The 12,242-nt window shown below is 73.5% G+C and carries 8 protein-coding genes; 3 read left to right on the forward strand and 5 right to left on the reverse strand.

Going from position 1 to position 12,242, the window contains the following annotated elements; all coding sequences use genetic code 11:
• Nucleotides 1-12: 12 nt before the first annotated feature.
• Nucleotides 13-972 (reverse strand): GlxA family transcriptional regulator, encoded by a 960-nt coding sequence (locus tag BIV23_RS37610; RefSeq protein ID WP_071385474.1) that lies wholly within the window; start codon nucleotides 970-972, stop codon nucleotides 13-15.
• A gap of 179 nt (nucleotides 973-1,151) precedes the next feature.
• Here BIV23_RS37610 and BIV23_RS37615 point away from each other — a divergent pair, with 179 nt between their 5' ends.
• Nucleotides 1,152-3,566 (forward strand): Tex family protein, encoded by a 2,415-nt coding sequence (locus tag BIV23_RS37615; protein WP_071385475.1) that lies wholly within the window; start codon nucleotides 1,152-1,154, stop codon nucleotides 3,564-3,566.
• Nucleotides 3,567-3,725: 159 nt separating this feature from the next.
• Here BIV23_RS37615 and BIV23_RS37620 read toward each other — a convergent pair whose 3' ends face one another.
• The gene (locus BIV23_RS37620; protein ID WP_071385476.1) at nucleotides 3,726-5,366 is read right to left on the reverse strand and encodes an ABC-F family ATP-binding cassette domain-containing protein; all 1,641 of its coding nucleotides are present in this window, start codon (nucleotides 5,364-5,366) and stop codon (nucleotides 3,726-3,728) included.
• Between the two features lie 36 nt (nucleotides 5,367-5,402).
• Nucleotides 5,403-6,470 carry an oxidoreductase gene (locus BIV23_RS37625; protein WP_071385477.1) on the reverse strand — a complete coding sequence of 356 codons (1,068 nt, stop codon included), beginning with the start codon at nucleotides 6,468-6,470 and terminating at the stop codon, nucleotides 5,403-5,405.
• A gap of 101 nt (nucleotides 6,471-6,571) precedes the next feature.
• Here BIV23_RS37625 and BIV23_RS37630 point away from each other — a divergent pair, with 101 nt between their 5' ends.
• Entirely contained in the window at nucleotides 6,572-7,486 is a 915-nt protein-coding gene (locus tag BIV23_RS37630) for an FAD-dependent oxidoreductase (RefSeq protein ID WP_071385566.1), read from the forward strand.
• 71 nt (nucleotides 7,487-7,557) lie between these two features.
• Here the strand turns inward: BIV23_RS37630 and BIV23_RS37635 are convergent, their stop codons facing one another.
• Nucleotides 7,558-9,522: a Xaa-Pro dipeptidyl-peptidase gene (locus BIV23_RS37635; protein WP_071385478.1), complete on the reverse strand. Its 1,965-nt coding sequence runs from the start codon at nucleotides 9,520-9,522 to the stop codon at nucleotides 7,558-7,560.
• A gap of 199 nt (nucleotides 9,523-9,721) precedes the next feature.
• Here BIV23_RS37635 and BIV23_RS37640 point away from each other — a divergent pair, with 199 nt between their 5' ends.
• Complete coding sequence (locus BIV23_RS37640) at nucleotides 9,722-11,224, forward strand: M1 family metallopeptidase (RefSeq protein ID WP_071385479.1); 1,503 nt, start codon at nucleotides 9,722-9,724, stop codon at nucleotides 11,222-11,224.
• 10 nt (nucleotides 11,225-11,234) lie between these two features.
• On the opposite strand, the gene BIV23_RS37645 is transcribed toward BIV23_RS37640, so the two are convergent.
• Nucleotides 11,235-12,182, reverse strand: coding sequence for an adenosine kinase (locus tag BIV23_RS37645; protein ID WP_071385480.1), 948 nt, complete (start codon nucleotides 12,180-12,182; stop codon nucleotides 11,235-11,237).
• Between the last annotated feature and the right edge of the window lie 60 nt (nucleotides 12,183-12,242).

Raw genomic sequence — 12,242 nt, forward strand, 5'->3', positions numbered from 1 at the left:
GTGTTCGGGCGGTCAGCGGGCCGGGGCCGGGTGGAAGCGCCTGCGGTATTCCGCGGGTGATGTGCCGAGGGCCCGCAGGAAGGCCCGGCGCATGGCCTCGGGGGTGCCGTAGCCGCCGGCGCGGGCGATCTCCTCGATGCCGTCGGCGGTGTCCTCCAGCAGGCGGCGGGCGTGTTCGAGGCGGACGCGGTCGACGTAGCGGCCGGGGGTCATGCCCGTCTCCTCGCGGAACGCGCGCGCGAAGTGGCGGGGCGAGAGTCGGGCGCGGGCGGCGAGCGACTCGACCGTCAGGTCGCCGGCCGGGTGCTCGGTGATCCACTGCTGGACCTCCCGCAGGGGCGCGCGCTGCGCCGTCTGGGCCGCCAACTGGGCGCTGAACTGCGCCTGGTTGCCGGGCCGGCGCAGGAAGACCACCAGGTGCCGGGCGATGTCGAGGGCGACGTCCCGGTCCAGGTCCTCCTCGACCAGGGCCAGCGCGAGATCGATGCCGGAGGTCACGCCCGCCGAGGTGGCGACCTCCGCGTCACGGACGTAGATGGGATCCGGTTCCACGGTGACCGCCGGGTGGTCCCGGGCGAGCTTGTCGCAGTAGGCCCAGTGGGTCGTCGCCCGGCGGCCGTCGAGCAGCCCGGCCGCGGCGAGCAGGATCGCGCCGGTGCACACGGAGACCAGTCGCCGGGCGCGCGGGCCGTGGGCGCGCAGCCAGTCGATCAGCCGCGGGTCGGGCGCGCGGGTGCCCGCCCCGCCGGGGACCACCAGGGTGTGCGGGTCGGACGCCGCGGTGAGCGCCCCGTCGGGGACGAGGGTCAGCCCGCTGGAGGTGCGCACCGGGCCGCCGTCCAGGGAGGCCGTGCGGATCCGGTACGACCCCGGCGTGTGTTTCTCGGCGCCGGCGAAGACCTCCATCGGGCCGGTGACGTCGAGGCTCTGGACACCGTCGAAGAGGACGAAGAGGAGCGTGCGCTGCGGCATGTCCGCCAGTCTTCGCCGCCCTGGACGTGGCCGCAATGACGAGTTTCCCACCTTTTCTGCCATCGGCCGGACCCGGCGCGGGGGTCCGCGGCCCGCCGGTGAACCGCCCTGACCGACGGTTGTCGGTGCCACCTGCCACAATTGCCGCGCAACCTCAGTGGAGAAGGCGGTACGGGATCGTGACGACACCCGGGTCCAGCGGATCCATCAGCGTGGGATCCATCGAAGGCAGGATCGCCGAGGAACTCGGCGTACGGGAGCGGCAGGTGAAGGCCGCGGTGGAACTGCTCGACGGCGGTTCGACGGTGCCCTTCATCGCCCGCTACCGCAAGGAAGCGACCGAGATGCTCGACGACGCGCAGCTGCGCACGCTCGAGGAGCGGCTGCGCTACCTGCGGGAGCTGGAGGAGCGGCGGGCCGCGATCCTGGAGTCGGTGCGCGAGCAGGGCAAGCTCACCGACGAGCTGGAGGCGCGGATCCGCGGCGCCGAGACCAAGGCGCGGCTGGAGGACATCTACCTCCCGTACAAGCCCAAGCGGCGCACCAAGGCGCAGATCGCGCGTGAGGCGGGGCTGGAGCCGCTGGCCGAGGGCCTGCTGGGCGACCCGTCGGTGGAGCCGCTGGCGGCGGCCGCCGCGTTCGTGGACGCCGACAAGGGCGTCGCCGACCCGCAGGCCGCGCTGGACGGCGCGCGGGCGATCCTCACCGAGCGGTTCTCGGAGGACGCCGACCTAATCGGCGAGCTGCGCGAGCGCATGTGGGTGCGCGGGCGGCTGGCCGCGAAGGTGCGCGACGGCAAGGAGGAGGCCGGCGCCAAGTTCGCGGACTACTTCGACTTCGCCGAGCCGTTCACCGAGCTGCCCTCGCACCGGGTCCTGGCGATGCTGCGCGGCGAGAAGGAGGAGGTCCTCGACCTCGTCCTGGAGCCGGAGGAGCCGAGCGAGCAGCCCGGCCCGTCGTCGTACGAGGGCATCGTCGCGCACCGCTTCCAGATCGCCGACCGGGGCCGTCCGGCCGACAAGTGGCTGACGGACACGGTGCGCTGGGCCTGGCGCACCCGCATCCTGGTCCACCTCGGCATCGACCTGCGCCTGCGGCTGCGTACGGCCGCCGAGGACGAGGCGGTGAACGTCTTCGCGGCGAACCTGCGCGACCTGCTGCTGGCCGCCCCGGCCGGCACCCGCGCGACGCTCGGCCTGGACCCCGGTTTCCGTACGGGGGTGAAGGTCGCCGTGGTCGACGCGACCGGCAAGGTCGTCGCCACGGACGTGATCCACCCCCACGTCCCGGCCAACAGGTGGGACGAGGCCCTCGCCACGCTGGCCCGGCTCGCCCGGGAGCACGCGGTCGACCTGGTCGCGATCGGCAACGGCACGGCGTCCCGCGAGACCGACAGGCTCGCCGGTGAACTCATCTCCAGGCACCCGGAGTTGAATCTCACCAAGGTGATGGTGTCGGAGGCCGGCGCGTCCGTGTACTCGGCCTCCGCGTTCGCCTCCCAGGAGCTGCCCGACATGGACGTGTCGCTGCGCGGCGCCGTGTCGATCGCCCGCAGGCTCCAGGACCCGCTCGCCGAGCTGGTCAAGATCGACCCCAAGTCGATCGGCGTCGGCCAGTACCAGCACGACCTGTCCGAGGTGAAGCTGTCCCGCTCGCTGGACGCGGTGGTCGAGGACTGCGTGAACGGCGTCGGGGTGGACGTCAACACCGCGTCCGCACCGCTGCTCTCGCGGGTGTCGGGCATCTCGTCCGGCCTCGCCGAGAACATCGTGGCGCACCGCGACGCCAACGGCCCCTTCAGCTCCCGCGCGGAGCTGAAGAACGTGGCGCGGCTCGGCCCGAAGGCGTACGAGCAGTGCGCGGGCTTCCTGCGCATCCGCGGCGGCGTCGACCCGCTGGACGCCTCCAGCGTGCACCCCGAGGCGTACCCGGTGGTGCGCCGCATGGTGAAGACCAGCGGCCAGGAGGTGGCGTCCCTCATCGGCAACACGGGCGCGCTGCGCTCGCTGCGCCCCGCCGACTTCGTGGACGACACCTTCGGTCTGCCGACGGTCACCGACATCCTCAAGGAGCTGGAGAAGCCGGGCCGCGACCCGCGTCCGGCGTTCAGGACGGCCACCTTCAAGGACGGCGTCGAGAAGATCTCCGACCTGTCCGCCGGGATGGTCCTGGAGGGCGTGGTGACGAACGTGGCGGCCTTCGGCGCCTTCGTGGACGTCGGTGTCCACCAGGACGGCCTGGTGCACGTCTCCGCTATGTCGAAGACGTTCGTCAAGGACCCGCGGGACGTCGTCAAGCCCGGGGACATCGTCAAGGTGAAGGTCCTGGACGTGGACATCCCGCGCAAGCGGATCGGGCTGACCCTGCGCCTGGACGACGAGGCGGCCCCGCAGGGCGGCCAGGGCCAGGGCGGCGGGCGCCAGCAGCGCGGCGGCCGGCCGCCCCAGCAGCGGCAGGGCGGCGGCCAGGGACAGGGCCAGCGGCAGGGGCGGGGCGGCGGCGACCGGGCCGGGCGGCAGGCACCGGCCCCGGCGAACAGCGCCATGGCCGACGCGCTGCGCCGCGCGGGTCTGCTCGACCCGAAGAAGCGCTGACCCGGGCCGGGGCCGGGGCCACTGCGGCTCCGGCCCCGTGCCGTACGGCGCCTGAAGGGGCGCGGGGAACTGCGCGACCAGCCACGACGGCGCCGCGGCCGCACGACGCACGGCACGGCACGACCCGGCCCAGCCCGTCCCGGCCCGACCAGCGCAGCGCTACCGCTCCGTCACCTTGCCGTCCGCCACCTCCAGGCGCCTGCTCACGCGGACCGCGTCCAGCATCCGGCGGTCGTGCGTGACCAGCAGGAGCGTGCCGGTGTAGGAGTCGAGGGCCGATTCCAGCTGCTCGATGGCGGGCAGGTCGAGGTGGTTCGTCGGCTCGTCCAGGACCAGCAGGTTGACGCCCCGGCCCTGGAGCAGGGCGAGGGCGGCGCGGGTGCGCTCGCCCGGGGAGAGCGTCGCGGCCGCGCGCAGCACCTGGCCGGACTTCAGCCCGAACTTGGCGAGCAGGGTGCGCACCTCGACCGGCTCGGTGTCCGGGACGGCCGCGCAGAACGCGTCGAGCAGCGTCTGCGGGCCGTGGAACAGCCCGCGGGCCTGGTCGACCTCGCCGACCAGGACGCCGGGACCGAGGGCGGCGTGGCCCGCGTCGAGCGGGACCCGGCCGAGGAGCGCGCCGAGCAGGGTGGACTTGCCGGCGCCGTTGGCCCCGGTGATCGCGACCCGGTCCGCCCAGTCGATCCGGAGGGACACCGGCCCGAAGGTGAAGCCGCCGCGCCGGACCTCGGCGTCGCGCAGGGTCGCCACGACCGCGCCGGAGCGCGGCGCGGCGGCGATCTCCATCCGCAGCTCCCACTCCTTGCGCGGCTCCTCGACCACCTCCAGGCGCTCGATCATGCGCTGGGTCTGCCGGGCCTTGGCGGCCTGCTTCTCGCTGGCCTCGCTGCGGAACTTGCGGCCGATCTTGTCGTTGTCGTTGCCCGCCTTGCGCCGGGCGTTCTTCACGCCCTTGTCCATCCAGGACCGCTGCATCTGCGCCCGGTCCTGGAGGGCGGCACGCTTGTCGGCGTACTCCTCGTAGTCGTCGCGGGCGTGCCGCCGGGCCACCTCGCGCTCCTCCAGGTAGGCGTCGTAGCCGCCGCCGTAGAGGTTGATCTGCCGCTGGGCGAGGTCGAGTTCGAGGACCTTGGTGACCGTGCGGGTGAGGAACTCGCGGTCGTGGCTGACGACGACCGTGCCGGCGCGCAGGCCGGTCACGAAGCGTTCGAGGCGCTCCAGTCCGTCAAGGTCGAGGTCGTTCGTCGGCTCGTCGAGGAGGAAGACGTCGTAGCGGGACAACAGCAGCGAGGCGAGGCCGGCGCGGGCGGCCTGGCCGCCGGAGAGAGCGGTCATCGGCTGGTCGAGGCCGACGGCGAGGCCGAGGGAGTCGGCGACCTCCTCCGCTCGTTCGTCGAGGTCCGCGCCGCCGAGGTTCAGCCAGCGCTCCAGGGCTGTCGCGTAGGCGTCGTCGGCGCCGGGCGCGCCGTCGACCAGGGCCTGGGTGGCCTCGTCCATGACACGCTGCGCCTCGGCGACGCCGGTGCGGCGGGCGAGGAACTCCCGGACCGTCTCCCCCGGCCTGCGCTCCGGCTCCTGCGGCAGATGGCCGACGGCCGCGGTCGGCGGGGACAGCCGCAGCTCGCCCTGCTCGGGCGCGACGAGCCCGGCGAGCAGCTTCAGCAGCGTGGACTTGCCCGCGCCGTTGGCACCGACCAGCCCGATCACGTCGCCGGGCGCGACGACGAGGTCGAGCCCGGAGAAGAGGGAGCGGTCGCCGTGCCCGGCGGCGAGGTTCTTGGCGACGAGGGTGGCAGTCATCAGGACGCCGATCCTAATGCGCCCGGTGCCCCGGTCTCAGCCCCGTTCCCTGCCGGTCGCCGTGGGGCGGGCCCGCCGGCGCTGCCCGCCGACGACGGGGGCCGCGCGCACGTCGCCCGCGGTGCGGGCGACGACGTACGCCTCCCCCCTGACCGCCCGCGGATCCAGCGGGACCCGGTGCCGGCCGGGCTCCAGCGCGCCGTCGAACACCTCCTCGGTGCGGGTGCGGTGCAACCGGTCGAGGCGGTACGCGGTGATCCGCACCCGGCATGCCGCGCCGACCTCGACGTCCGCGGTGGTGCCGGTGGCGGCCAGTGCGGTCAGCGGGCGGCGCGGGAGCGGGCCGCGGCCGAGGGCGTGCTCGATCTGGGCGACGAGCAGCGGCACGATCGGGGCGAGGCCGTCCACCGCCGTGACGTCGGCCCCGGCCTGTTCGAAGGCCCGCAGCACGGCGGCCCGTTCGGCCGGGCCGACCGCCCGGCCGAAGGCGACCGCGCCGTAGCCGCGCAGCTCCTCTGCGGTGACCCCGCGCGCGTCCTGGGTGATGTCGGCGCCGATGCCGATGGTGCGCAGCGCGGCGGCCAGCCGGGCGAGGACGGCCACCCGGGCGCCGATCAGCAGCACCCTGCGCCGGGGCGCGGCCGAGCCGTCCCGCAGGGCGGTCAGGGCGGCACGGTAGTCGGGCCCGCGGAACCGGAACGGCCCCATGCCGGGATAGCCGTTGCGCTCCAGATCGGCGTGCTCGTCGGTCTGCCAGGCGAAGTCCCGCCAGACGTAGTCCTCGCCGTCGCGCTCGATGACGGCGGTGACCGCGCCGCAGGCCAGGTCCTCGCACTCGGGACAGCCGTAGAGGACGAACCGGCCGGCCGGGAGCGGCGGTTCGGCCTCCAGCAGCAGCGCGCGCACCTGCTCGGTGAAGATGGCGGGCGGCACGTCCGAGGCGAGCGGGGAGACCGCGTCGAGGTCGGACAGCTGGAAGAGCAGTGGACGGCCGTCCACGACGAAGTCCACGAAGTCGCGGTGGACCTGGTAGCGGCCGTCGGCGAGGACGCCGCCCGCGCGGGTCGCCGGTGCCAGGCCGAAGGTCGCGTATGCGCCAGACATGTGGTGAGTATCCCCACACCGGGACGAATCCGATCGCAGCATGACATGGTCGTCCGGACAGGTTCTATCGTCCAGGCGTGGACAACGAGCCGAATGACGAAGTGATCGTGGTCGGGGGCGGGGTCGCCGGGCTGACGACGGCCGTGCTGCTGGCCGAGTCCGGGCACCGGGTGCGGGTGTGGGCGCGGGAGCCCGCCGAGCGCACGACCTCGGCGGTCGCGGGCGGCCTGTGGTGGCCGTACCGCATCGAGCCCGAGCGGCTGGTGGGCGCGTGGGCGCTGGAGTCCCTCGCCGTGTACACGGAGCAGGCGCGGCGCCCCGAGGAGACGGGCGTACGCCTGGTCGACGGCGTACACGAGGGGACGCGGCTGGACGGCCTGGGCGACTGGGCCGGCCGGGTGCCGGGGCTCCGGGAGGTGCCGGACGGTCTGACGGCGCGGCTGCCGGTGATCGACATGCCGGTGTATCTGGCCTGGCTGCGGCAGCGGTTGGGGAAGGCGGGAGGGACGGTGGAGGCGCGCGAGGTGAGCGACCTGACGGCCGTCCCCGCCCGTGCCGTCGTCAACTGCACGGGGCTGGGCGCCCGTTCGCTGGTGCCGGATCCGCAGGTGCGGCCGGTGCGCGGGCAGCTGGTCGTCGTGGCGAACCCCGGGGTGACGACCTGGTTCACCGCCGTCGAGCACTCCGGCGCCGCCTCGGTGTACTTCATCCCGCAGCCCTGCGGCCTGCTGCTGGGCGGTACGGCACAGGAGGACGACTGGTCCCTGGAGCCGGACCCGGCCACCGCCGCGGCGATCGTCGCCCGCTGCGCGCGGATCCGCCCTCAGATCGCGGGCGCGCGGGTCCTCGACCACCGCGTGGGGCTGCGCCCGGCCCGCGGCGCGGTACGGCTGGAACGGCAGCCCCTGCCCGGCGGCCGCGCGCTGGTGCACAACTACGGGCACGGCGGGGCCGGTGTCACGGTGGCGTGGGGGTGTGCGCGGGAGGCGGCCGGACTGGTGTTTCCGGCCGCCTGAGCCCCGTCCGTTCGCGGCGCCCGCGACGCCCTCGGGGCGGTCTGGCACCCCCGCGCGGGGTCACAGCGCGGCTACCCCGGGATGTGCTGGGCCGCCCGGGGTGGGCGGACCCCTTCCAGGGCGCCGGGCGCGGCAGCCGCGGCGGTCGAGCCGGACGTGGCACGGGTGAAGGCCGCCGCGCCGCCCACCAGCGGGAGGCGGGCCGTCGTACCGGCCAGCGCGACGGTCAGGCTCGGCCGGGTGGACGGCGGGTCGATGAGGTCCTTGTCCGTGCCCGCGACGATCAGGGCGAGGCGGTGCCCCGCGGGGACCACGTGGTCGGTGGCCGCGAGGTCGAGGGTCATCGTGCAGGCCTTGCCCGGGGTGAGCGGAACTCCCTTGCCGAGGGAGGCGTGGTGGCCGAGGTCGGCCCAGCCGCGGCTGAACACGGTGTAGTCGACCTTGGCCGTCCTGGCCCTGGTCTCCTTGAAACAGGCGCTGTCCCCGGCCGTGCTCTCGCCCCAGCAGGTGCGCGTGGTGAGCGTGGTGATGCCCTCGGCAGCGTCGGCGTAGTCGCGGATGGTGTCCGGGCCGACGTCGACCAGGACGGCGGACAGGTGGGCCGAGGCGGTGGTCGGGGTCGCGGTCACCGTCACCGTGGACGACCCGGACAGGCGCAGGTCGTGGGTGAGCGGTGCGGTGAGGAAGCCGGCCTTCTCGGGGGTGGGGGCGGTGAGACGGGCCGCCCAGTCGGTCTCGCTCAGCTTCGGGTCGTCGGTGAAGGTCTCGGTGCCGGTGGCCGGGCGCAGGCCGAGCGTGCCGACGCCGTTCCGCGCGCCGGGGGCCGGGTGCAGGACGGTGGTGCGGGTGGTCTGCGGGGGCCAGGTCCGGGAGGTCACCCACTGGTCGGGGTGGCGCTCGATGTCGGCCATCGGCTCGCGGTCGATGCCGTTGTCGTAGCCGAGGAGTTCATGGTCGAACCAGCGGTGCAGGGTGTCGACCCAGGCGCCGCGCCGATAGTCGAAGGGGTCGACGTGGCCGGTCTGGGAGAGCCAGATCTTGCGCTCGACCCCGTGCTTCGCGAGGGCCTCCCACCACTGGCCGAAGTGCTTGGTACGGACGTTGAGGTCCTGCATCCCGTGCACCAGGAACACGCTCGCGCGCACCTTGGCCGCGTCCGTGACGTAGTCCCGCTCGCTCCACAGCGACGTCCAGTCGCCGCTGCGCGGGCTGCCGTCGGTGAGGTTCTTCTGCACGGCCGCGCAGTGGGCCTTCGCCGCGTCGCTCTCGACGTCGCCCGCCAGGTCGGCGGGGCCGCCGTCGTACAGCGGGGCGCCTTGCGCGAAGTAGTAGTCGTACCAGGAGGAGATGCCGCTGATCGGGACGATGGTCTTCAGACCCCCGACTCCGGTGGCGGCGACGCCGTTGGCGATCGTGGCGTCCCAGCTCTTGCCGATCATGCCCGTCGTGCCGTTGGTCCAGGTGGCCTTGACGGTCTGTGTCCCGGTCCGGCTGGTGTATGCCCTGGCGCGGCCGTTCAGCCAGTCGATCACGGCCTTCGCGGACTGGATGTCGGAGCGGCCGCCGACGTCGACGCAGCCGTCGGAGCGGTTGGTGCCGGCGAGGTCGACGCCGACGAAGGCGTAGCCGCGGGGCACGAAGTAGTTGTCGTAGAACAACGGCATCTGGACGACGTGGCCCTGCGCGTCGTACGTCTTGAGCTGGCTCTCGTTGCCGCGTCCGCAACAGGAGAAGTACGGGCTCGCGTCCATGATGACGGGCACCTTGCGGCCCTCGCGGGCGGGCTCGGCGGGTCGGACGATGTCGGCGGCGACCCGGTCGGGCTTCCCGTCGCCGTCCCCGTCGAGGCCCGTGTCCACCCAGACGGACTCGCGGACGGCGTGGGCGTACGAGTAGACGGGCCTGCTCTCGTGGGCGGCCCGGCCGTCGGGACCGGCGGCCTGCGCGGCGGCCGGAGTGAGGAGGGCGGCCGTCAGGACGGCGGCGACCGCTGTCGCGAACGGTCTCCAGATCGTGAAGCGCGTACGTCTCGGCATGCGCGGACGGTACTCCGGTCAACTCCCTGACAGAAGAGGGCACCACGGTGACCGGGGTGACCCATGACGGCTGAATGGCGATCGTGTGACAGGGGGGACCATGGACAGGCCGGGAGGCACAGGGAATGAATAGGCTCCGAACGGATCCACCACGCGTGTCCCACGAACGCACTTGCACTCCCGACGACTTGGAGCTGACGTGCACCGCAGAATCATCGCGCCGGGCGCACTGGCGGCGGCCTCCCTCCTGCTGGCGATCCCGGCATCGGCCGCGAGCTACACCCCCGGCGCGCCGGGCATCGGCGACCCCTACTACCCCGACTACGGCAACGGAGGCTACGACGTCTCGCACTACGACCTCAGGCTGCAGTACCAGCCGAAGACGGACGAGTTGCAGGGCACGGCGACGATCCTGGCGAGGACCACCCAGGACCTGTCCAGCTTCGACCTGGACTTCCTGCTGGACGTCAGCGAGGTGCGGGTCAACGGCGCCAAGGCCGCCTTCACCACCTCCGGGCAGCACGAACTGGTCGTCACGCCGAAGACGCCGTTGGACAAGGGCACCCCGATCACCGTCACCGTCCGCTACAGCGGGGTCCCGTCGACGAAGAGCGCGTACGGCTTCAACACCTGGCATCGCACGCCCGACGGCGCCGTGGCCGCCGACGAGCCCGAGGCCGCCTGGTGGTGGTTCCCGAGCAACGACCACCCGAGTGACAAGGCCACCTACGACGTGTCCGTGGCGGTGCCGGACGGCACCCAGGTCATCTCCAACGGCACGCTCCAGTCGACCGCTTCGAAGCTGGGCTGGACCCGTTACAGCTGGCGGCAGAACAAGCCGCAGGCGACGTATCTGGCCACACTCGCCATCGGCAGGTTCGACATCACCACCAGCACCTCCGACGGTGGCGTACCGGTCATCAACGCGTACAGCAAGGATCTCGGTGACAACGACGGGGCCGCGCGGGCGAGCGTGGAGCGCACCGGAGAGCTGGTCGACTGGCTGAGCGGCTACTTCGGGCCGTATCCGTTCAGCACGGCCGGCGGTTACGTGCCGAACACCACGACCGGGTACGCGCTGGAGACCCAGAGCCGCGTCTACTACAGCCCGAAGCAGTTCGCCAAGGGTGCCAACACCTCGGTGGTCGTGCACGAGCTGGCCCACCAGTGGTACGGCGACGACGTGTCGCTCAAGGGCTGGAAGGACATCTGGCTCAACGAGGGCTTCGCGACGTACGCGCAGTGGCTGTGGTCCGAGCACGAGGGCGAGGGCACCACGCAGCAGCTCGCCGACTACGTGTACGCCTCGCACCCCGCCGACGACGCCTTCTGGACGGTCGAGCCCGGTGACCCGGGCGCGGACCACCAGTTCGACGGCGCCGTCTACGACCGGGGCGCCCTCGCGATCCAGGCCCTGCGCAAGGAGGTCGGCGACGACGCGTTCTTCCGCATCCTGAAGGGCTGGCCGCAGGAGCACGCGTACGGCAACGCCTCGGTGGCCGACTTCCAGCGGTACGCCGAGCAGGTGTCCGGCAAACCGCTTGCCGCGCTGTTCGACACCTGGCTCTTCCGGCCGTCGAAGCCGGCCGTGCCCGCTGCGCGCGCCGCGGCACTGGTGAAGGCGGATGCGACGGCTGCGGCGGTGGCACAGCCGAAGTCGTGGCGGAAGATCGAGGCGGCGCACGGCGGCCACGGGAACTGACCCGGGCCCGTCAGGGTCTGGGCTCGGCCGCCGCCTGAAGCAACCGGTCCCGGCCCATCGCGTCCGCGCGGGAGGCCGGGACCGTGCAGGCGTACGCCCCCGCGAGCGCGCCGTAGCGTGCGCAGGTCTCGGGTGGCTCGCCGGCGAGGCGGCCGTAGAGGAACGCGGCGGCGAAGGCGTCGCCCGCGCCGTTGGAGTCGACCACCGGTGCGGGCGGCGTCTCGGCGGGCACGCGGGTCAGCTCGCCGTCGGCCAGCAGATACGCGCCCTCGGCTCCGGCGGTGGCGACGACGGTCCGGGCCCGGCCCCGCTCGGCGATGCGCCGCAGCGTCCGCTCGGGGTCGGCCAGGGCGGCGGCCGACAGGAAGACGACGTCGGCCGCGTACGCGAACGGCTCGTGGTACGGATTCTCGCCGTCCCAGTCGTGCAGATCCGTGGAGAGCGGCACGCCCGTCGCGGCCAGCACCGGCAGTGCCTCGGCGCAGGGCTGGGTGATGGTCACGTAGACGTGCCGGCTCGCGGTGGCGAGCGCGCGCAGCGTGTCCTCGGGGAAGCGGTCACCGGGGCGGGAGCGACTGGTGTCGTACAGGGACAGTCGGCGGCCGTCGGGGCCGACCAGGTTGACCGCGCGCCTGGTCCCGGCGGGCTGCGGGAGTGCGCTGAGCCCGATGCCGTGCTCGCGGTGCAGGGCGCGCACGAGGTCGCCCTCGGGGTCGTCGCCGAGCAGGTCGAGGTGGTGGGTGCGCAGGCCGAGGGCGGTCAGGCCCATGGCGACGAAGTCGCCGGTCTGCCCGGCGCGGGTGCGGATCCCGGAGTCGATCATGTAACTGTCGGCGTACGGCAGCGGCAGCTCGGGGACGTGGACGACCGTGTCCACCCCGGCTCCGCCGAGCACCAGCACGTCCACCGTGCCGGTGTGCGTCGTATCGGTCCGCGTCACGCCGGTCTGTGAGGTCATCCCCCGCCCTCCCCGTGGTCGTACACGGGCGATCGCCTTGGCGCCCTTGACCGACGGAAC

This window comes from Streptomyces monashensis, from assembly GCF_001866665.1.
In the GTDB taxonomy this organism is placed as follows: Bacteria; Actinomycetota; Actinomycetes; order Streptomycetales; family Streptomycetaceae; genus Streptomyces; species Streptomyces monashensis.